The organism is Paraglaciecola algarum (genome assembly GCF_021532655.1).
GTDB lineage: Bacteria > Pseudomonadota > Gammaproteobacteria > Enterobacterales > Alteromonadaceae > Paraglaciecola > Paraglaciecola algarum.
Genome location: NZ_JAKGAS010000003.1, coordinates 239,335 through 260,498 on the forward strand (window position 1 = coordinate 239,335; position 21,164 = coordinate 260,498).

General features: G+C 39.0%; 17 protein-coding genes. 7 read left to right on the forward strand and 10 right to left on the reverse strand.

Annotation, left to right across the window (positions count from 1 at the left end):
- Window positions 1-55: 55 nt before the first annotated feature.
- Window positions 56-601, forward strand: a complete 546-nt coding sequence (locus tag L0668_RS20695) for a sulfatase-like hydrolase/transferase (protein WP_349815632.1) — start codon at window positions 56-58, stop codon at window positions 599-601.
- Window positions 598-1,641, forward strand: coding sequence for a sulfatase-like hydrolase/transferase (locus tag L0668_RS20700; protein ID WP_268820235.1), 1,044 nt, complete (start codon window positions 598-600; stop codon window positions 1,639-1,641). The genes L0668_RS20695 and L0668_RS20700 overlap by 4 nt, the downstream gene beginning before the upstream one ends.
- 32 nt (window positions 1,642-1,673) lie before the next feature.
- Here the strand turns inward: L0668_RS20700 and L0668_RS07220 are convergent, their stop codons facing one another.
- Together L0668_RS07220 and L0668_RS07225 are read right to left on the reverse strand one after the other, a co-directional pair.
- Window positions 1,674-3,206: a methyl-accepting chemotaxis protein gene (locus L0668_RS07220; protein ID WP_235311420.1), complete on the reverse strand. Its 1,533-nt coding sequence runs from the start codon at window positions 3,204-3,206 to the stop codon at window positions 1,674-1,676.
- Between the two features lie 115 nt (window positions 3,207-3,321).
- Window positions 3,322-4,074 (reverse strand): sulfite exporter TauE/SafE family protein, encoded by a 753-nt coding sequence (locus tag L0668_RS07225; RefSeq protein ID WP_235311421.1) that lies wholly within the window; start codon window positions 4,072-4,074, stop codon window positions 3,322-3,324.
- A 566-nt stretch (window positions 4,075-4,640) separates the two neighbouring features.
- Here L0668_RS07225 and L0668_RS07230 point away from each other — a divergent pair.
- Together L0668_RS07230 and L0668_RS07235 are read left to right on the forward strand one after the other, a co-directional pair.
- On the forward strand, window positions 4,641-7,079 hold the full coding sequence (locus L0668_RS07230; RefSeq protein WP_235311422.1) for a DUF4982 domain-containing protein: 2,439 nt from the start codon (window positions 4,641-4,643) through the stop codon (window positions 7,077-7,079).
- A gap of 75 nt (window positions 7,080-7,154) precedes the next feature.
- Complete coding sequence (locus L0668_RS07235; protein ID WP_235311423.1) at window positions 7,155-8,729, forward strand: sulfatase family protein; 1,575 nt, start codon at window positions 7,155-7,157, stop codon at window positions 8,727-8,729.
- 94 nt (window positions 8,730-8,823) lie between these two features.
- On the opposite strand, the gene L0668_RS07240 is transcribed toward L0668_RS07235, so the two are convergent.
- Entirely contained in the window at window positions 8,824-9,054 is a 231-nt protein-coding gene (locus tag L0668_RS07240) for a DUF1059 domain-containing protein (protein ID WP_235311424.1), read from the reverse strand.
- Between the two features lie 193 nt (window positions 9,055-9,247).
- Window positions 9,248-10,888: a cation:proton antiporter domain-containing protein gene (locus L0668_RS07245; RefSeq protein WP_235311425.1), complete on the reverse strand. Its 1,641-nt coding sequence runs from the start codon at window positions 10,886-10,888 to the stop codon at window positions 9,248-9,250.
- Window positions 10,889-11,073: 185 nt separating this feature from the next.
- Between L0668_RS07245 and L0668_RS07250 the strand changes: the two genes are divergently transcribed.
- Window positions 11,074-12,078 carry a 2-hydroxyacid dehydrogenase gene (locus L0668_RS07250; protein WP_235311426.1) on the forward strand — a complete coding sequence of 335 codons (1,005 nt, stop codon included), beginning with the start codon at window positions 11,074-11,076 and terminating at the stop codon, window positions 12,076-12,078.
- A 118-nt stretch (window positions 12,079-12,196) separates the two neighbouring features.
- Window positions 12,197-12,592 (forward strand): DUF3718 domain-containing protein, encoded by a 396-nt coding sequence (locus L0668_RS07255; protein WP_235311427.1) that lies wholly within the window; start codon window positions 12,197-12,199, stop codon window positions 12,590-12,592.
- 118 nt (window positions 12,593-12,710) lie between these two features.
- On the opposite strand, the gene L0668_RS07260 is transcribed toward L0668_RS07255, so the two are convergent.
- The 3 genes from L0668_RS07260 to L0668_RS07270 are packed head-to-tail and all read right to left on the reverse strand — an operon-like array spanning window position 12,711 to window position 16,066.
- Window positions 12,711-14,411, reverse strand: a complete 1,701-nt coding sequence (locus tag L0668_RS07260; RefSeq protein ID WP_235311428.1) for a GMC oxidoreductase — start codon at window positions 14,409-14,411, stop codon at window positions 12,711-12,713.
- A 25-nt stretch (window positions 14,412-14,436) separates the two neighbouring features.
- A complete protein-coding gene (locus L0668_RS07265; RefSeq protein WP_235311429.1) occupies window positions 14,437-15,087 on the reverse strand; it encodes a gluconate 2-dehydrogenase subunit 3 family protein in 651 nt (216 codons plus the stop codon).
- Between the two features lie 46 nt (window positions 15,088-15,133).
- Window positions 15,134-16,066, reverse strand: a complete 933-nt coding sequence (locus L0668_RS07270) for a hydroxypyruvate isomerase family protein (RefSeq protein WP_235311430.1) — start codon at window positions 16,064-16,066, stop codon at window positions 15,134-15,136.
- A 304-nt stretch (window positions 16,067-16,370) separates the two neighbouring features.
- Between L0668_RS07270 and L0668_RS07275 the strand changes: the two genes are divergently transcribed.
- Window positions 16,371-17,075, forward strand: coding sequence for a DUF445 domain-containing protein (locus tag L0668_RS07275; RefSeq protein ID WP_235311431.1), 705 nt, complete (start codon window positions 16,371-16,373; stop codon window positions 17,073-17,075).
- Between the two features lie 34 nt (window positions 17,076-17,109).
- Here the strand turns inward: L0668_RS07275 and L0668_RS07280 are convergent, their stop codons facing one another.
- From L0668_RS07280 to L0668_RS07290, 3 genes are all read right to left on the reverse strand, one after another.
- Window positions 17,110-17,778, reverse strand: a complete 669-nt coding sequence (locus L0668_RS07280) for an RluA family pseudouridine synthase (RefSeq protein WP_235311700.1) — start codon at window positions 17,776-17,778, stop codon at window positions 17,110-17,112.
- Between the two features lie 138 nt (window positions 17,779-17,916).
- The gene (locus tag L0668_RS07285) at window positions 17,917-19,758 is read right to left on the reverse strand and encodes an ABC transporter ATP-binding protein (RefSeq protein ID WP_235311432.1); all 1,842 of its coding nucleotides are present in this window, start codon (window positions 19,756-19,758) and stop codon (window positions 17,917-17,919) included.
- Window positions 19,759-19,921: 163 nt separating this feature from the next.
- Window positions 19,922-21,100 carry an aldo/keto reductase gene (locus tag L0668_RS07290; RefSeq protein WP_235311433.1) on the reverse strand — a complete coding sequence of 393 codons (1,179 nt, stop codon included), beginning with the start codon at window positions 21,098-21,100 and terminating at the stop codon, window positions 19,922-19,924.
- Window positions 21,101-21,164: the final 64 nt, after the last annotated feature.

A 21,164-nucleotide genomic window follows, 5' to 3' on the forward strand; every position in this document is an offset into this window, starting at 1 on the left:
AATATTTAAACAAAGTTATCCTATTACATAAAGTCGGTTTCTAATAGGTGAATAAGTGAAAAATCTATTTAAATGGTGGCAATTAAATTTAATAATCGCGACTTTGATCTTAAGTAGTTGTCATAATTTTCCTCTTGAGCAAAGTTCAGCTAATTCAACAAAATTAACTGCCGGCCCACAGCCAAACATAATATTCTTTTTTACTGACGATCAGGCATATGACACCATTCGTGCTTTTGGAAATCCAGACGCCATCACCCCCAATATAGATAAACTAGCCAACCAAGGCCTTGTCTTTAGTCGTCATTACAACACCACTTCAATTTGTATGGCCAGTCGAGCCAGTGTTATGACCGGCATGTACGAGTACAAACATGGTACTAATTTTCAACATGGCCCCATGGCTAAATCTATTTGGCAAGCGTCATACCCTATACTGCTCAAACAAGCAGGTTATCAAGTAGGCTTTGCTGGAAAGTTTGGCTTTCCAGTAGCAGATATGTCGATTCATCCATTGAACGATGAAGAAGGGAAACTTGCTCAAGACGATTTTGTTTTTGGGCAGGTGGCCCAGGGCAGACCCATTATAAAACGGCTTTGAATCCGACCATTAGTAGATATGCCAAACAATATCCGCATTCAAGTTTGGCCTATGGCGCAGCCAGTATTGACTTCATTCAAGAGTCGGTCAAAGCAGAGAAACCTTTTTCCATGAGTGTATTTTATAAAGCCCCACATAGGCCTGTTTTACCCGACCCCAAGTTTAATCATGTATACAAAGATACCGTTTTTAGAAAGTTACCCAACTATGGCCGAAAGGCTGGAGAACACTTTTCACAACATGTGAAATTTGGCCGCCAATATCCTAGATTCGAAGAATGGGGCTATGCCAATGAGCAAACCTACCAGCAAGCTTTAAGAAAGTATCACCAGCTTATTCATGGCATAGATCAATCCATAGGTTTGGTTTTAGATGAATTAGAAAAGCAAAATATTGCTGACAACACCGTCATTATTTTTGCCTCAGACAATGGTTATTTTAATGGCTCTCATGGGTTAGGTAGTAAAGTATTACCATATGAAGAAGGTGCCCGGGTACCTTTAATTATTTATGATCCACGAATTAAACACAGCGGTAAAATGCGTATCACCCAATCTCTCACAGGTGGGGTAGATATCAGTGCAACTATCTTAGATCTTGCTAATGTAGAAAAACCAAAAACTTGGGATGGAGTGAGTTTATTACCTATATTGCAGGATAATAAAAAACAGGTTCGTACAAGTTTGCCACATATTCAAGTGTGGGGCCCAGAGCCCACACGTAATCTAGCCTTATTAGATGGAAGATATAAATATATTTACTGGTATTACCAAGATGAAGCTCTTGGCCTAACACCTACAGAAGAGTTATATGATCTACAAAATGATCCATTTGAATTAACTAACATAGCAAATCACAGTACCCACAGTCAGACTCTAAAAAACATGCGGAAACTGTATGATCAGCAGATACAGCAGTGGCAACACCAAACATTAAACTACAACGAATATGCTGAATATGGCCACTTGCTAAATCGAGATTTATCTTGGAGTGAAAAACTCAAAATTTTACAAATTAAGGGGATTGCCGATAAAAGTTGAATCGGCTTACCCTCTATGGCTACAGGCTTAGGTTAACCAAAAGTTGAACCTAAACTAGTTAATAATTTGGCTCTTTCCTCAATTTTTAAGGACTCTTCTTCAACAATTTCGGCTTGACGTAAATTATTATCAGAAACCTCTTTTACATTAACAATATTTCGACTAATTTCTTGAGACACAGCGCTTTGTTGCTCTGAGGCGACAGATATTTGAGTAGTAAGATCAGAAATTTCAGAAACCACTTCATACACTTGGTTCACTATATCTCTAGTACTTTCGGTATCAATTACGCACTCGTCTGCAGCCGCTTTTCCATCCAAAAGAGTCTTTGACCAAGTGGTTAAAGTGGATTGAATTTCTCCCACTGAAGACTGAATTTGCTCAGTAGCAGCATGGGTTCGACTAGATAAAGCACGTACTTCATCTGCCACCACAGAAAAACCTCGGCCATGTTCCCCAGCACGAGCAGCTTCAATCGCTGCATTTAGGGCCAATAAGTTAGTTTGGTCAGCAATACCTTGAATTTCTTGCATAATACCATCAATTTTTTCAGCTTCGGATGCCAAATTACTGGCTGTATTGGCCGACGTAGAAACATCATGCGCTAAAGCAGACACTTTGGACATTGTAAGAGTCATTGAATCAGTCGCTTGTTTACAATCTTGATGAACTGCAGATACTTTTGAAGAGGCGACAGCTGTATTATTAGCAACCTCTGAATTTGTAGCTACCATTTGCTCTACTGCGACAGAAACTTGATTTAATTCATCTGCCTCCTGCTCAACACCGGATTTAGCTTGTTGAGAAACCTTTTTTAATAGCTCACTGCCAACTTGTAATGCTGCTGTACTATCTATTACTCGACCAATAATAGTTTTAATCCGTCCTTCTTGCATTTTTTTCATAAAGTCCACAATACTTTTCTGTCCACTTCCAGAAAAAACCGTACGTGAAAGACTGTCGTATTTTTTTTGTTCTTGTCCAATATACTGACGCAATGACACCAATTCATCTTTAAAAATAAGGAAGGGTAACAATACAATTAAAAACGATAACCAAGAAAAACTTAAGGAAGCAACAGACAACCCCAAACCTAGAGCAATAAATAAAATATTTTTACTCTTTTGGTTACTATATATTGAGGTTTTGATATCACCTTCGTTAGCTTGAGCATACAACTTCTCAGCTCTTGCTCTATATTCAGAACTTAATATCGTCCGAACAGATTGGTACCCCAATAATTCACCATTTTCATATAAAGGAGTAACAAAAGCATCAACCCAATAATATCTACCGTCCTTACAGCGGTTTTTGACTGCTCCACGCCATGCTTGTTTGGCTTTCAACTTAGTCCACATATCAGCAAATGCAGCCTTTGGCATATCTGGATGCCTTACAATACTATGATTTTGCCCTTCCAGCTCTTCTAAACTAAAACCGGCCACACGACAAAAAGCATCATTAGCATATTTGATTACACCTTTTGTATCAGTTACTGAAACCAGTTCTTCATCAGAAGAGAATTTTACTTCTTCGTTAACTAGGGTTTGAGGGGCTCGTGACATTACAAAAACCTTAATAATAGTAGGTGTATATTTCATACCAGAATAGACTCTGGTAATCAAAATTCAAGTGCTTAATATCAATCCTGATAAATCATTTAAATATTATCGACTTAAGTTAAATATTCATTAATACTGCAGCAACAGCAGTCATGCCAATTACAAACCAACGATATTGTTTATCTGGAATACGTTTAACAATATAAATACCACACACAGCCCCCACTGCGATAAACGGCAAACTGAGTAAATTTAGCAAAAAGGAGTTTTGATCGATACTTTCCCAGCTATAAATATGGAATGGCACTTTAAATAAGTTAATGATCAAGAAAAACCAAGCAGCGGTGCCAATGTATTCATTTTTAGGTAGGCGCATACTCAACAAGTATAATCCCATAATTGGCCCAGCAAGATTGCCAATCATAGTACTAACTCCGCCTAACAAGCCCATCAGTACGGCAAACCACAAAAAATCTGGGATCGCTTTTTTATCGGCTTTTTCCATCACTATCATCACAAGCAGGCTCACAAAAATGATCACACTCATGATCATTCTAAAAACATGATCATCCACTAAATTTCCCAACCAAGTACCTAACAGCACACCTACTGCAGCAGACGGAAAAAGTTTAATTAAATAGTTCCAATTTGCATGTCTGTGGTAGTACTTTACTGCACACAAGTCAGCCATAATTAACATGGGTAGCATTAATCCAGCTGATGCTTTACCACCAAAAATAACGGCTAAAACAGGCACAGCTAACATTGAAATACCATGTACTCCGGTTTTGGCCATGCCCACAAAAAATGCCACTAAAAATACAAAACTTAGAGTTTGATACGACAGGGAATAATCAAAAAGCTCGAACATAGATACAAGGGGACCTATAGGGTTTAAACGCCTAACTAAATGAGCATATTACACTATTCCATCTCACTATGGGACTGCTCAGAAAGGCAAGTGAGTAAGGTAAAATAGCATTAAACTGATGCGGTATTTAGTCAAACACTCTCCATATCAGTTTCAGTTGAGCGGAACACTCTATTAAATAATATAATACAACAAATAAAAATATAACCAGAAAAAGTGCTGTAAACCAGCCAGGATAAAACCTAATGCATTGATATATAATAAAAATAATTTCATTGGCTAAGTATGTTTAGCTTGTTAATGATATAAATTAACAATCCATAACAAATATTAACAATATTTTTTGTACTATTTATCCATGAAAAACATGTCACAATTTTGTTAAATAGCTTGCTATTCAATAAGTTAAACCTATCATATACAACAAATTAAAATTATATATAAATTAACAATCCAGTTTTGAGACGATTATCTTTATGAATATTTTCCGTACTTTTCAGGGTACAACAATAGCTTCGATTACATTGTGCAGCATCTTATCTATTCTTTCTCCGAAGGCCCTAGCTGTGAGTTATTATCAAGCAGACAAACTAGGCCAAAAACAAACCTTTAATCACAACTGGTTATTCAGCAAGGGCAAACAAGTCGATGCTGAAAAAACAGCATTTGACGACAGCAGTTGGCAAGCGGTTAGCTTACCTCACGACTGGGCAATTGAAGGCCCATTTGAAAACAAATACAACGCTCGAAATGGCGGTTTACCTTTTCATGGTGATGGTTGGTACCGGAAATCATTTAAAATATCTGCAGCAGACAAAGATAAATTTGTATCCGTAACATTTGATGGCGCTATGTATGATGCCCATGTTTATATTAATGGCGAGTTTATAGGACGTCGTCCTTTTGGTTACTTGGCGGTGAATTACGACCTCACTCCACATCTGAACTATGGCGATAAAGAAAATGTAATTGCCGTATCACTTTCTCCTAAGGATTTATCCACACGTTGGTACCCAGGCGCAGGTTTATATCGCCACACATGGTTAGAAATAAACGATCCCGTACATGTAGCTAAATGGGGAACATACGTTACCACGCCAGAAGTCACACGTGAAAAAGCCACCGTAGATTTGGAAACCAAAATCAATAATTTTGGTGGTCAAGCAAAATCAGAATTACAGACACAAATTATTGCAGCTGATGGTACTGTGGTTTTAAATGCGTCTAAAAATTTAGGTAAGTTAGCCAAAGGTACTAAAACAGTTAATCAGAGTTTTACCATCAATAACCCTATTCTTTGGGACACTGAAAATCCTCATCAATATAAAATATTATCCAGCATTATTAAAAATGGTGTGACGGTAGATCAACATACTACCCCTCTTGGTGTGCGTCATTTAGAATTTAAACCTGACGATGGGTTTTGGTTGAACTGGCGCCGCGTACAAATTAATGGCGTGTGTTTACATCATGACAATGGCCCAATTGGCGCTATTGCTAACCGCCGAGCCATTCAGCGTAAACTAGAAATCATGCAGTCTATGGGCGTTAACTCAATTCGTACCTCACACAACCCTCCTTCCCCCGAAATGGTAGAGCTGGCAGATGAAATGGGCATATTAATGCAAGTTGAATCCTTCGACGTGTGGGGCATTCAAAAACAATCAGTACACAATGGTTACCAAGTATTCTTTGACGAATGGCATGAGCGCGATTTAACCGACATGATCATCCAATACCGAAATAACCCCTCTGTTTACATGTGGAGTATTGGTAACGAAATAATGGAGCAAAGAGAAAAACACGGTGGTGCAGTAGCTGAAATGTTAACAAAAATTGCCCACAAAGTAGATCCTAGTCGTTTAGTCAGTGCTGGTTTTAACAATCCGCCTGGTGCAATTAAAAATGGATTAGCTGCTGCTGTAGATATTCCTGGTTTAAACTACAAACCTTTAAGTTATGCACAACGTCACAAAGATCACCCCACCTGGCCACTTGTAGCTAGTGAAACCTCGTCTATTACAAGTACTCGCGGGGTTTACCATTTTCCTATCGAGAAATACAAAACCCATGATTCTCGCCATGTAACTAGCTACGATATTATTGGCCCACCTTGGGCATATCCACCAGAAATCGAATTTGAATACTTAGCCAAAACACCAGCAGTGATGGGTGAATACATGTGGACCGGCTTTGATTATTTAGGCGAGCCGACTCCCTATGGTGGTAAAGATCATAGTGGTGACGGATATTGGAATGCCGATTGGCCTGTTCGCAGCTCTTCCTTTGGCGCAGTAGATTTAGTGGGCTTTCCAAAAGATAGGTATTATTTATACCAAAGTCAGTGGACAACTAAACCTATGGTGCATGTTTTACCTCATTGGAATTGGCAAAACAAAATTGGTGAAGTTATTCCAGTCATGGCCTACACCAACGCCGAACAAGTTGAATTGTTCGTAAATGGTAAATCAATGGGCCGTAAAACCAAAGGTGTCGATAAAGCCGATTTACCAGTTAACTTCTTACGTTGGGAAGGTGAAAAACGCGAAAACTATCAATCAGGGTATCGCTTACGTTGGGACGTAAAATATCAGCCCGGCGAAATCAAAGTAGTGGCTTATACCAAAGGCAAAGTGGCAGCCGAGCAAGTAGTTAAAACCGCTGGATTACCCGCACAAGTAGAATTAATTCCAGATCGCACTGAAATAGACGCAGATGGTCAAGATTTGTCTTACATCACAGTGTTGGTAAAAGATAAAGATGGCAATATTTGTCCAACAGCAGATAATCAAATCCGTTTCTTCGTAGAAGGAGCTGGTGTAATAGAAGCGGTTGGTAATGGCAACTCAGCTACTGTCGCTCCCTTCAAAGCCGACTATCGCCGTGCATTTAACGGTAAAGCTATGTTAATTGTACAAAGTAAAAAGGGTGAGGTGGGTGATATCAATATTAGAGTTTACTCAGATCAACTTAAGAGCAAACCAATCGTGATTAAAGCAAAGTAATCTGATTTTTGGTTAAATAAATACTTAGCTTTTAATCTTGAAATGAAGAATTTAATTAAGGATAGAGCAAAAAATATGAAAAAAATAAAAATATCAGCACTCATCCCAATGGCATTAATGGCTACTTTGTCACTTATGAGTTGTTCAGTGGCTAAACAAGAAACAACTACTGCGCCAGTCGTAGACAAAGCGACCACCAGCAAAACATCTGACAAACCTAACATTTTGTTTATTTTTGCTGATGATCAATCCCCTAAAACGCTAGGCGCTTATGGTAATCAGCATATAAAAACTCCTAATCTTGATAAACTTGCCCAAAATGGAGTTAACTTTAACAATGCATACAACATGGGCGCATGGAATGGCGCGGTATGTCAGGCATCTCGTGCAATGCTTAACTCTGGCCGTTCGGTATGGCAAGCCCATAAAATGGATCGCCAATTTGCCCAAGGTAAAGGCGTTGAAACAACTTGGGCTAAGTTACTCGAAAAAGAAGGTTATGACACCTATATGGCAGGTAAATGGCACGTAGCTGCTAGCGCAGAAAAAGTGTTTCAAAATGCCAAACACGTTCGCCCAGGTATGCCGGATGACGCATACGACCATGCTAGTCAACAAAAGATCTACGATGACTTTATGGCGGGTAAAACTGACTATAAAAGCCCTGGCGACTTTTTACCGGTTGGTTACAACCGCCCATTAAGTAAAAATGATGACTCATGGTCACCCACTGACCCTAAATTCACTGGTTTTTGGAAAGGTGGCAAACACTGGAGCGAAGTATTAAAAGATGACACTCTTGGTTTTATTGAGCAAGCCAAAGCTAGTGACAACCCATTCTTCATGTACGTAGCGTTTAACGCCCCCCATGACCCTAGACAAGCTCCACAGGCTTATCAAGACATGTACGACGAAGAATCGTTACCACTCCCCTCTAATTGGGCTGACAACTACCCAGAAAGAGACTTTATTGGAAACAGCGCTAGATTACGTGATGCCGCATTGGCGCCTTTTCCTCGTACCGAATATGCCACTCGTGTGCACTTAAAAGAGTACTACGCATTGATCAGCCACTTAGATACTCAAGTTGGCGAAATATTAGCCGTACTAAAAGCCAGCGGCAAAATGGATAATACCTATATTATTTACACAGCCGATCACGGTTTAGCCGTAGGTGAGCGTGGTTTATTTGGTAAACAAAATATGTATGAAGAAAGTGTACGTGCTCCGTTTATCATTTGGGGACCAGGCATAGAAGGCGGCCAAACTGTCGATGCAGATATTTACTTACAAGACGTAATGGCTACCAGCTTAGAAATAGCCGGAGCTGAAAAACCTGACTATGTGTTTTTCAACTCAATCATAGATTTAGCTAAAGGTAAAACCACTAACAGCCATTACGACGCTATTTATGGCGCTTATATTGATAGCCAACGTATGATCAAAAAAGATGGTTTTAAACTACTGGTTTACCCACTTGCCAACACTATTAAATTATTTGATTTAGCAGCTGACCCTGACGAAGTGACAAACCTAGCCAACCAAGCTAAATATAAATCTAAAGTACGCAACTTGTTTGCTGAGCTAATTAAATTACAAGCTGATTTAGAAGATGAGATGGACTTAACAGCTATGTATCAAGCGTTGTAATAGCAACAAACTAAATCAAAGCGTGTGTTAATTTAGTTAACGCGCGCTGCTTAATCAGACTACTCTTTTAAGTTTATGGATTAAAATATTAATCCTAAGGCAAGGCATCAAACTCTGCACGTTTAGCATCCATAAATTCTTGCATAGCTTGAGGGTTGGCCATTAACGCTTGTACTTTTGCCATAGCGGCCATATGTTGCGGATCTTGCAGTTGGAACATTTGCATGCCATGTATTTTACTCTGAGTGACGATTTCTTCAAATGTTTCGGCTGAGAATGCTAAATCGCACACGCCACCTAATTGTTTACAAGTCATAGTTTTCATATTGGTTCCTTATTTATACTCAAGCCAGCAATTGAATAATTTGAGTGTACCAAATAAATGCAAGTTTCCCATTACTGTGCGTCTAATAAAATGTAAGTATCGTTGGATTTGCTTTGCCACCAGTTTTTAAAACAAATAAAAATTTTAATTAATGTGTATTTATCAAAATGATAGTGCCAATGGCGAACCATATTTAGCTTTTATTCTCTGTGCTCAAAACTTGGTTTAAGTTTGAATGTTTGACACTACTTTGCACTAACAATCTAGCCGTTTCTTGATAAGCATGCACAAAATCCGTAATGCCTATACCAGCAAGCGCTTCTTGCTCTGCTAAACTGGTTATTTTTACAATAACCTGAGCACTAGGGTGATAGGCCAACACAGCCTGACAGATAATCTTTTTAGTCAATAAACTGGTTACTGTGACTATCACACTCGCCGCTTGTTCAACTTTTAACGACTCAAGTACTGGACGCTTATCTAAATGCCCAAAGTAGGCTTTATAGCCTCGCTCTCGGGCTAACAATACATGCTGTAAATTGTCAGAAATAATCACAAAGTTAACATTCTGTTTAGTTAGTTCTTTGGCGACTATTCGTCCGGTAACAGCAAAACCACATATCACAGTGTGCTGACTTTGATTGATGGGCGAAATCTTGTCTGATTCATAAAATTCCTTAGCGAAATAGGAAGCCAACTTGTAAATATTATTCACCATAAATGGCGTGACTATCATAGACAATACAGTCACCAAGATTAAAAAACTGCCCAGTTCAGCTGATAGAATTTTTTCACTTAAAGCCAATGAGAATATAGCAAAAGAAAACTCTCCGATTTGGCACAAGGCAATGGCGGTTTTGACAGAATCACTTTTATTGGATTTACGTCTAATCAGCACAAATACAATTAGTGCCTTAACTAGCATGGCCAAGGCCAATACAGCTAATACAGCCAAAAACTCTTGATAAAAATACACAAAATCGATCTTGGTACCTATGGAGAAAAAGAAGGCCCCCAGCAACACATCTTTGTATGAGGCAATGTCAGACTCCACCTTTACATGAAAGTTAGTCTCGGCGATTATCATGCCGGCAATGAAGGCCCCTAATGAGTAAGTGAAACCCATATGGTGGGCAAGTAAAGAAGCCCCAATCACTATGCTTAATACTGAGCCTAAAAATAGCTCTTCTAACTTAGCATTAGTCGAAAAGTGCAATAACCACTCTATGATTTTTTTACCTAAGGTAAACATAAACACTATGACTAAAGTCGCTGAAATAAAGGTGTTGAGTAACACCTCACTCATAGATAATTGATCATTGGCTAAAAAGCTTATCAACAATAAAATTGGGATCACGGCTAAGTCTTGAAAAATTAAAATCGCCACAGACTTTTCGCCATAGGGGGTGACCACATCTTTAGACTTTTTCAAATAACTCAGCACTATAGCGGTTGAAGATAAACTAAATGCTAAGGCAATGATCATGGAAGATGTCGTATCAAGCGAAAAGCCATATTTCGCGATGACAAAAATAACCAAAGCACTGACTAAAACCTGCATACTGCCATTAAAAAAAACGATTTCTTTCATTTTTTTCAATTTATTAAAGGACAATTCCAGACCAATAGTAAACATCAAAAAGACTATGCCAAATTCACCAATTAAATCTAATGAATGTAAGTTTTCGCTACCATTAAAGTTAAACAAATTGCTAATAATTGTGCCGGTTATGATGTAACCGATGATGTGTGACACTGATAGTTTCTTAAATACAATATTCAGCACAGTGGCAATGGCCAAAGAAACAAAAATGATGAGTAAAATCGAGTCCATGAAATAACCTAAAATTGAAAAGTAAAAGGATAAAAAAGTTTACTTGGCCATTCTACCTAGGATTAAACCCGGACACATGTGTTAAATGGTATAAGCACAAAATTATTGCATTTGTAGATTGATATACAGAATAAAAAGCCGTTAAATAATGTTATCAAAACAACTCATATTAATTGGTTTTTGTCATGACTCAATCAAGCTCCAACAAAGTGGCATTTTTCAGCAGTAAAAGTTTCGACAAACAAGTATTTGCTCAATTTGAGCAAACTAAGCCGGTTATTGTTAGCCATATAGAATCGCGCTTGGAACAAACAACCGTTGCTCTAGCTGCTGGTTTTGACACTGTATGTGTGTTTGTAAATGATGACGTCAACACTCAAGTGGTAGAGCAACTCGCTGAGTTAGGTGTAAAACATGTCGCCCTGCGCTGTGCAGGTTACAATAATGTAGATATTACAACCTGCCACAAATTAGGCATAAGTGTGAGTCACGTACCGGTATATTCACCTTACTCAGTGGCGGAACATGCTTTATCTTTAATCTTGACCTTAAACCGCCGCACTCATAAAGCTTATAATCGAGTTAAAGAGGGCAACTTTGAGCTACAAGGTTTACTAGGGTTTACCCTACACAATAAAACAATAGGTGTGATTGGCACTGGCCATATTGGTAGTGCTTTTATTAATATTGTTGAAGGATTTGGTTGTAAAATTTTAGCCTACGACCCAACTCCCAACCCTCTAATTAAATCAAAAGTTGAATATGTAGACCTACAATATTTATTGACTCACAGCGATATTATTAGTTTGCACTGCCCACTTACCCAAGATAATTCCCATATGATCAATGTTAACGCCATCCAACAGATGAAAGATGGTGTGATGATTATCAATACATCTAGAGGGGGCTTAATCGATACCAGTGCATTAATCAAAGGTCTTAAAACTCAAAAAATTGGCTATGTAGGATTAGACGTATACGAAATGGAGTCGGAACTATTTTTTAGAGATCGCTCATACGAGGTGATCCAAGATGATTTATTCCAAAGATTATCCACCTTCCATAACGTTCTGATCACAGGTCATCAAGGTTTTTTTACCCAAGAAGCCCTAAATGAAATTGCCACTACCACCATCAACAACATTTGTGGTGTAACCGAAGGACAAACTAACCACGATAATTTTTTATAACTTTTCATACCTAAGTATCGATTTGTAGATTTTTTAAGCGGTAAAAAATTGCTTTAATATTTGTCAGAAGCAAAGTAAGGCTTTAAACCTAACCACTTAAATTACTGAGCATTTAACTATGTTGAAAAATATTAAATCATCTATCGCCATTGTCACCACTTCTTTCATTCTTGCTGGCAACGCCCAAGCAGATGTAGGAGAAGCATTACAAAATATCTGCACCATTGTAAAAGCGGATGATAAAGGCGAACTACGTAAAAAAATGAAAATGGTAGAGTCTGATTTTAGTCTTAAAATTAAAGATTATTATTCAGGTGTATCCTGTGGTGGTAACAGCTTAATTCGTACTGCTATGTTGAGCAATGCAATTGAAACAGGCACATTAATCGTGAAAAAAATGCCTAAAAGTGACTTAAGTGCACCAGAAAAAGATGGTAAAACAGTCGCTGTTTGGGCCGCTGAAAACGGCTTAGCTGACTCGCCTATCGCGGCTGTACTTAAAGACCGCATCTAATTATTAAAAGGGTATTTACCCTTTCGTCAAAGTCTACATGCTGGTTGACACCTTATGTTAATAATCGGTCAACCTTGAAAGCGGCCTCTTTTGAGGCCGTTTTTTATTCTACAAATATTTATATATTTCCTTGTTTTAACAATTTGACCGCGTGATCGACAGCTCTAGCAGTTAATGCCATAAAGGTTAGAGTTGGATTTACACAACTAGATGAGGTCATACAGGCACCATCTGTGACAAATACGTTCGGCGCTTCATGCACTTGATTCCATTTATTTAACACAGAGTTAGACGGATCATGGCCCATTCTGGCGGTACCCATTTCATGAATAGCCAAGCCTGGTAACATATCGCCCATATGGCTTTTTATGTCTGTTACTCCAGACGCTTTTAGCATAGCTTCACCTTCACGGATCATATCCACCACCAGCTTGTGTTCGTTATCTTTGAAACGAGCATTGAGTACCACTTGTGGAATGCCATAAGGATCAAGATCATCAAAATCTAAGGTCATTTTATTGTCTTTGTAGGGTAAACATTCAGCAAAACCATATAAAGCAATACGCCAAGGCCCAGGTGTTTGCACTCCCTGCTTAAACTTTTTACCAAAACCAGGTGTCGCCCCAGCTCGTTGCCCCCAGCCATCCGTAGTGGCTGCGCCTTGAAAATTGTAACCGCGCAAAAATTCAGCACCTTTGTCTGGAGTAGATTTAAGATTTTTAAAACGGGGAATATACAGACCGGTAGGTCGACGACCCTTTTCAATTTTTCCTACGAATCCAGGTACGTTTCCTGAAATACGTGTGCCCCAAGTGTGATCCATTAAATAATGACCCAATGCCCCCGATGAACCACCTAATCCCTTAGGTGCAGCTTTAGATCGCGAATTCATCAATATTTGGGTGGAAGCAATTGTCGATGCACATAAAAATACAATTTTAGAGCGAAAAATATGTTCTTGTTTAGTTTCACTGTCTATTACTTTTACCCCAGTCACTCTTTGTTTTTCACCATCATATTCTAACGAGGCCACTACAGAGTTGGGGCGAATACTCAAATTACCGGTGCGCTGCGCGGCAGGCAAAGACACACTCACCGCAGAATAATAACCGCCAAATGAACAGCCAGTATTACATTGATTTCTTAATTGACAACTTGTTCTGCCTTGTTCGGGGCGAGCCTCAGTGGTATTAGCACTACGGCCAATAATCAAATTACGTTCTGGGAAGTTTTTTTCAATTTTACCTTTAACAAACTTTTCAGCCACATTCAGATCCAAAGCTGGGGTAAAAATGCTGTCTGGCAATTGAGGTAAATTTTCAACTGAACCTTGCACCCCTATATATTTTTCAACTTTGGCATACCAAGGTTCAATATCTTTATAACGAATTGGCCAATCAATTCCATGACCATCATTTTTATTAGCCTCAAAATCTAGATCACTCCAACGATAAACTTGGCGGCCCCATAGGTTAGACTTACCTCCTACTGTTCCTGGTCTCACCCAAATAAAAGGAGTTTGGGTATCGGTTTTATATGGGGCATCTTTTTCTTTAGCAAAGAAGTGCTCATTACTATCATAAACATAGTTATGATAAGTTCCGTATTCTTGCTTTCTTCGAGCATAGTCTGCACCATTAGTATGGCTGCGCTCCCAGGGCTTAATATGCTCAGTAATATATCCAGTTTGGTGGGTCATTTTTCCACCTCTTTCAAGTACTAACACCTTAAGCCCAGCTTCACATAAATCTTTTGCTGCCCAGCCGCCACTGGCACCAGACCCCACTACTATGGCATCAAATTCGTTATTCTCGCTCATCACACATCCTTAAAGTCTTGGAAGCTTAATTAGTAAAATGTTTACCGTAAGTGGCAAAATCAGCATCGCCAATGTATTCACCCGGTACTGGGTCATAAATGAGTGCTTGAGTTGCCCCAATCTCAGATGTGTAATAAGCCAACACAGTTAAATTCTTAATTTGTGAAAAGAAACCATTTCCTGCTCTATGCCTGTCTCCCCAAGGTGCCCAATCCTGCGGGGTAATCGCCACTCTTTGGCTATGACCACCTTTTTCCCCATCACTTATTGCTCCTAATACATTTTGCTCTGCATCTTCTAATGCGACGATTTGTTGCTCTTCTGAACAGGCTATAAAATCCTTGCCAAAAGACACTAAACAATGGTTATCCAATAATCTCATTCCATGAAACAAATATTTTTTGTCATAATCTGCATACCAATTAGAAACGAGAGTATCGATAAAATCAGGCACACCGGCTTCAATTGCGCCTGGCGTATCAGTTTGTGGAATGATCATCTCAGTCAACAACTCGATCATTTTTCGTTGTTTCGGGCTAAAAATACTTGGCCCTGTAAACAGGTGAGCTTGTTTGTTTGATGCTGAGGCATACGCATTCACGGCTGACAGCACAGGTGCACTCACTGCTGCCCCCATAACTGCCATAGCCTGTATAAGTAACTCTCTACGATTCATTTCGTTTTACCTTGAGTGGTCTTAAGTGTTTTTAAGTAACAACAAATTATACTGGGTCAGTCTTTTTATAAGCTTCAATTAAGGCTTTTTCACCGGCTAAACCTGTTCTAGATTTGCCATGTTCCATACCTACAATGCCATCGAATCCCTTTTTATGGATATGAGCAAAAATGTTTTTATAATTGATTTCCCCTGTAGTGGGCTCATTACGGCCTGGGTTATCTCCTACTTGGAAATAGGCTGTGTGATCCCACGCAGCATCAATAGTATTAATAATATTGCCGCTTTGAATTTGTTCATGGTAAATATCAAATAATATTTTACATTGAAGGCGGTTTACCGCAGTACATAAAGCATAAGCTTGGTCGACTGAGGTCAAGAAAATATCTGGATGGTTAACTCGAGTATTCAGGGGCTCCAACACCATGGTCAGATCATGCTTTTCAAAAATGTCACACACTCTATGCAAGAGTTCAATGATATTGGCCGTTTGAAAGCCCATTGGCATTCTAGGATCAACAAAGCCAGGTACGACAGTAGTCCATTTGGCATTGACTCGTTTGGCTGCTTCTACTTGGCTTTTCACTAAAGATAAAAACGCGTCCCTGGCACCTTGATCATTACCAGAAAACACAGGCTTAGTTGACCAAAAGTTTTTTGCCATTCCCGACACATATACGCCCATTTGCATATCATGCTTTGCTAAAGCTTTGCCAATTCGAATTTGCTCAGCCACTGGCACATTGGGTAATCCATTAAACTCCCAAGCCTTGAAACCTTGCTCAGCAGCAAATCGAATTTGATCGACTATATCCTTGCCAGCAGAGTGCTCAAAATGCCCATGGTGAGGAGCGTAATTTAATTGAAATGCATTTCCATGAGCAGCGTCAGTTGCTGCTGATTTAGCCAGAACATTGGCTGAAATTGCACTGGCTCCGACTAATGCGCCTGTGCCCACAACAAAATCACGTCTATTCATATTGCACCATCCTAAATCCCAATTAACAAAATCTATTACCCAAAAGGTAAATCTTCCCAACACAAAATACCGAACAACAAAGTAATTACAATTAATTAACAAGTTAAGGTTAACAGAATGCTAAATAACGCAAAGGTATTTTGATAAAGCATTTTGGATTGGGAGAATAAATTAGAGTTAGCTACATAAATTATTATCACTCAATCCCCTAGTGACAGTTTTATTATTGACTGTTCAGCAAATCTTGATATAAAGCCTGCATATGCATTAATGTAATCGAATCAATACTTTGGGAATCAACACTTTGAACAAAAACCTTATAACGAATGGTTTAGCTATTTTACTCATTGCCTGTGGTTTTATTTTAGAAAATCAGATTATCAAAACAGTTGGCCTGTTTGCTTTGTCTGGCGCCATCACCAACTGGATCGCCATTCATATGTTATTTGAAAAAGTGCCTGGCTTGTATGGCTCTGGGGTGATCCCAGAACGTTTCGAAGATTTTAAAGCTGGCATTCGTAATTTAATCATGCAGCAGTTTTTCACTGCAGAAAATATCCAACGTTTTTTAACTGATGGTAAACAGAGTTTAGATCTAAACTTAGCTCCTATTATTGATAAAGTAGACTTAGCGCCCACTTTTGACTCTTTGGTGGCAGTTATTCAAGCTTCTTCTTTTGGTCAAATGTTAGGCATGTTTGGTGGTGTTGAAGCCTTAGAGCCACTCAAACAGCCATTTATTGACAAAATGACTAACTCTATTAAAGACATCACTCAAGGTGAAGAGTTTGCAAAAATTCTTCAAGAACAAGTTCAACATCCTGAGATGGGCGACGATTTACAACAAAAGATCGCCAATATTGTAGAACAACGTTTAAACGAACTTACCCCTAAAATGGTCAAAGATATTATTCAACAAATGATCAAAGAGCATCTAGGTTGGTTAGTAGTATGGGGTGGTGTATTTGGCGGCTTGATTGGTTTTATAGCCTCCATCACTAATATTTAATAGCTAGTTTATTCGTAAATAATCAGTCACAAATTCAAAAAGGACAAGAACTTTTTATCGTCATAGGGTTTCGAGTAACAGGGTGTAGAAACTTAAGCTCTATGGCATGTAATAGCATTCTAGACGCCATAGCCAGTGTGTGCTCAGAGCCATACAAATCGCAGCCTAATATAGGATGTCCAAATCCTTGGCTGTGGATCCTAAGTTGATGGGTGCGGCCAGTGATAGGGGTAAATTCAACTCGTGTTCGATTAGGTGAATTAAGCCGCTCTAACACTTTAAAGTGACTCACCGCAGGTTTTCCTGTTTGCCGGCATACTTTTAAGCGTGGAAAATTGGCTTTGTCTTTTGAGATGGGTAAATCAATCTCACCTTTACTATTTTCAAGGTGCCCATTCAACATTGCTTCATACCGTTTAAGTACAGTTCTGTCTTGAAACTGCTTTGTTAGCTCTGCGTTAACACTTTTATTTTTAGCCAATAACAACACACCCGAAGTGCCAAAATCTAAACGGTGAACTAGAGTAATTTCAGGGTAATCCGGCACTAACCTGTAATGCACCGAATCTATATTCAACGGATTTTTACCGGATAAACTCAGCAATTTACTGGGTTTATTAATCAGCAAAATATGCTCATCTTCAAATAGAGTTTCTATTTTTTCTAAACATTCTGGCACAACAAAATCATCAAAAACAGGCATATTGGTTGTATCACTCAATTTAGCATTTTCTAAAAAAACAGCATAGTGACGAACGACTAGACACGAGCTTCGAGCTAAAAACTAACGATTTCGAATGCTCTTTACTCAAAGCTCGTATCTCGATGCTTGCAACTTCTTTTACTCCAACCCAATAAACCCACCGGTTTGATGCTCCCACAGTTTGGCATAAATCCCGCCTTTTTCTAGTAGTTCAGCGTGGGAGCCTGACTCTACGATACGGCCTTTATCTAATACCAAAAGGCGATCCATTTGTGCGATAGTAGATAATCTATGAGCAATGGCCAACACAGTTTTGTTTTCCATCACTTTATTTAAACAATGTTGAATGGCCGCTTCAACTTCTGAATCAAGTGCAGAAGTCGCTTCGTCTAATATCAAAATTGGCGCATCTTTGAGCATGACTCTAGCAATAGCAATACGTTGTCTTTGACCACCGGATAACTTCACCCCACGCTCTCCAACGTGAGCATCGTATCCGGTACGATTTTGCAAGTCAGAAAGGCTTTGAATAAATTCATGTGATTCGGCTTGTTTAGCCGCTTTTAACATGTCTTCTTCGCTGGCATCTAAACGCCCATACAAAATATTTTCACGCACTGATCTATGTAACAAAGAAGTATCTTGCGTCACCATACTTATATTTGCTCGAAGCGACTCTTGCTGTACTTGGCTGATGTCTTGGCCATCTATTTTGATAGAGCCTGTTTGAATATCGTAAAAACGTAATAGCAAATTGACCAAAGTAGATTTACCGGCCCCAGAGCGACCAACCAATCCTACTTTTTCACCTGGTTTAATTTGGATATTTAAATCTTTAAATACGGCAATGGGTAAATCACCCGCACCTTGATAAGCAAAGTTCACTTTATCAAAGTGAATGCCGCCACCTTGCATGTTTAACTTTTTAGCTTCTGGCTGATCTTTTACTTCAACCGGCACAGACAAACTATTAATACCGTCTTGTACGGTTCCTATATTTTCAAATAAAGATGAGACTTCCCACATCACCCATTGAGACATGCCATTTAAGCGCAAACATAAGCTAATGGTAATAGCGATTTCGCCAGGGGTCACTAGCTCTAACATCCATAAATATATCGCTAAGGCACTGATACTAAAAACTAATAAAGCATTACTAAACCAAACACATCCGTAAAGCACTGTGGCTAAACGCATTTGTGGATAGACACTTTGTAAAAATCCATTCATGCCTTCTTTGGCATATTCTGCCTCACGGCTGGTGTGAGCAAATAACTTCACTGTGGTGATATTGGTGTAGCTGTCAATCACTCGGCCAGTCATCATAGATCGTGCATCGGCTTGTTTTTGAGATACCCTTTTAAGTTTAGGGATCAGTACTCGTAAAATAATTAAGTACACAATAAACCAAATAATTAGCGGAGCCGTTAGGCGCCAATCCGCGCTAAAAACTAAAAATAAAATACTGACAAAATACACACTCACGTAAACCATAATATCTAAGGTTTTCATCACGGTTTCACGCACGGCTAGTGCAGTTTGCATAACTTTAGTCGCGACACGACCAGCAAATTCATTTTGAAAATACCCTAAGCTTTGGCCAATCACATATCTATGGGCTTGCCAGCGGATTTTCATGGGGAAATTTCCCATCAAACTTTGATGAGATACTAAAGACTGAGTGATCACCAAGATTGGTAACACCACTAACACCAAAGCTCCCATCCAAATCAATTGGGTTCTGTTTTCAGCAAAAAAGGTTTGGCGATCACTAGCGGCTAACAAGTCCACCAACTGACCTAAAAATCCAAATAAAGAGACTTCGAGTGCGGCAATACAGGCTGCTAGTAGCGATACTGTAAAAATTGCCGGCCACATACCTTGAGTATAATAACGACAAAAAGCCAAAAGAGTTTTTGGCGGTTGTGTTGGATGTTCAACCGGAAACGGATTGGTTAACCGCTCAAAAAATGAAAACATAATAAATAAACAACAAGCAAAAAATTAGCTGCATATGATAACTCAACTAATCGTTTGCACCTGTTAAATTTCAATACTTTTTACTGACGGGGTTTAGCCAGCCATAAACAAACCAATGAGGGGCATCACCAATCGTAAGGGCCAAAACATAAATAGCACTGCTTTATACAGACTCTATGTCTACTTTTCTGCCAACCGCTTTTAAATTATCGACTATCATATCTACTGTTGTCATTTCCGATACACAAGCTGACAAGTTGGGATTTTGTAACGCCCACAAATAAGCTTTAGAAAATTTAGACATGGTTTGGTCTGGGATCGCTGTGTTTAACTTATCAAGGCGCCATTGTGGCTGATCTTTTAACCATAATAATTTAGCCACTTTCATGGCGACCATTCCAATGCCAGCTTCTTTGGCTTTATACATTAAATTTTCTAGTGCAGCGTGATTAGCAATATTGTAGGCAAACATAGTCACGTCGTAATAATCCACTTCAATAGCTTTAGCCAAATGCCCAGCTACATCGTTATGAAACGACACCGCTGATGCAAGTATCAATCCTTTTTGTTTAAACTCAACAAATAGCTCCTGAAGCACCTCGTCGTCCATCATTTCAGGCATAGCAATACCATGAGGACAATGTAAAACATCCAGGTGATCGGTTTGTAATCGTTTGAGGGCACCTTCAAGTAACTTATAGGCATGTTGCTTAATTTTACCGCGCCACTCAGACTTAAAGCCATACTCTTGAAGCATCAGGTGCCGATAATAAGTCCTTGGAAATTGCGCTTCTTGGCCACCAAAATAATTCATATGATAGCCAGGTTTCATAACCGAACGTTGCTCAATCATGGCATTGGCTTTTTTAACTAACGCGTCTTTTTTACCTTGAGGTAAGCCTTTTTCGATCTCTCGAATAACCCTGTCGATATACCCATAATAAGCACTTAACTTAGTAGATAAAAAGACTTTGTCACGATTTCCTGACTTAGCAAAATAGTTGCCTACAGTTGTCTCTACTTGCCCTTGGCTATAGGCAGCCGCTGTATCTATATAATTAATGCCTTTTTCGATGCCAAAATCCATGACTGAGTCATAAGAGTCACTAGTAAAAGGGAAAGTGCCAATCACCAACTCTGAGACCATCATACCAGTTCTGCCCATCATGCGATAAGCAATGCCAGCTTGTTTGTTGCGCCAAATAGGCTTTATTTGGTCTAGAGGTTTAGCTTGTTTAGGGGAACTTGTTCCAGCCAATGAGCTAGGTGCTAAAGTCAATCCTAATGATGCAGCAGCTGTCTTTTTAAAAAAATCTCTTCGAGAATTTATTGGCTTAGTCATGACGTAGTTCTCACTGACTTAATTATTGATAACTGTGTACTTAATACCGTAAACTATGTGCAAT

Excerpts from the sequence above, each read along its gene's own strand:
- L0668_RS07280 (WP_235311700.1), bottom strand. The coding sequence starts at position 17,778 with ATGCCTGTTTTTGATGATTTTGTTGTGCCAGAATGTTTAGAAAAAATA.
- L0668_RS07225 (WP_235311421.1), bottom strand. The coding sequence starts at position 4,074 with ATGTTCGAGCTTTTTGATTATTCCCTGTCGTATCAAACTCTAAGTTTT.
- L0668_RS07270 (WP_235311430.1), bottom strand. The coding sequence starts at position 16,066 with ATGAATAGACGTGATTTTGTTGTGGGCACAGGCGCATTAGTCGGAGCC.
- L0668_RS07220 (WP_235311420.1), bottom strand. The coding sequence starts at position 3,206 with ATGTCACGAGCCCCTCAAACCCTAGTTAACGAAGAAGTAAAATTCTCT.
- L0668_RS07285 (WP_235311432.1), bottom strand. The coding sequence starts at position 19,758 with ATGTTTTCATTTTTTGAGCGGTTAACCAATCCGTTTCCGGTTGAACAT.
- L0668_RS07250 (WP_235311426.1), top strand. The coding sequence starts at position 11,074 with ATGACTCAATCAAGCTCCAACAAAGTGGCATTTTTCAGCAGTAAAAGT.
- L0668_RS07255 (WP_235311427.1), top strand. The coding sequence starts at position 12,197 with ATGTTGAAAAATATTAAATCATCTATCGCCATTGTCACCACTTCTTTC.
- L0668_RS07290 (WP_235311433.1), bottom strand. The coding sequence starts at position 21,100 with ATGACTAAGCCAATAAATTCTCGAAGAGATTTTTTTAAAAAGACAGCT.
- L0668_RS07245 (WP_235311425.1), bottom strand. The coding sequence starts at position 10,888 with ATGGACTCGATTTTACTCATCATTTTTGTTTCTTTGGCCATTGCCACT.
- L0668_RS07235 (WP_235311423.1), top strand. The coding sequence starts at position 7,155 with ATGAAAAAAATAAAAATATCAGCACTCATCCCAATGGCATTAATGGCT.
- L0668_RS07260 (WP_235311428.1), bottom strand. The coding sequence starts at position 14,411 with ATGAGCGAGAATAACGAATTTGATGCCATAGTAGTGGGGTCTGGTGCC.
- L0668_RS07240 (WP_235311424.1), bottom strand. The coding sequence starts at position 9,054 with ATGAAAACTATGACTTGTAAACAATTAGGTGGCGTGTGCGATTTAGCA.
- L0668_RS07265 (WP_235311429.1), bottom strand. The coding sequence starts at position 15,087 with ATGAATCGTAGAGAGTTACTTATACAGGCTATGGCAGTTATGGGGGCA.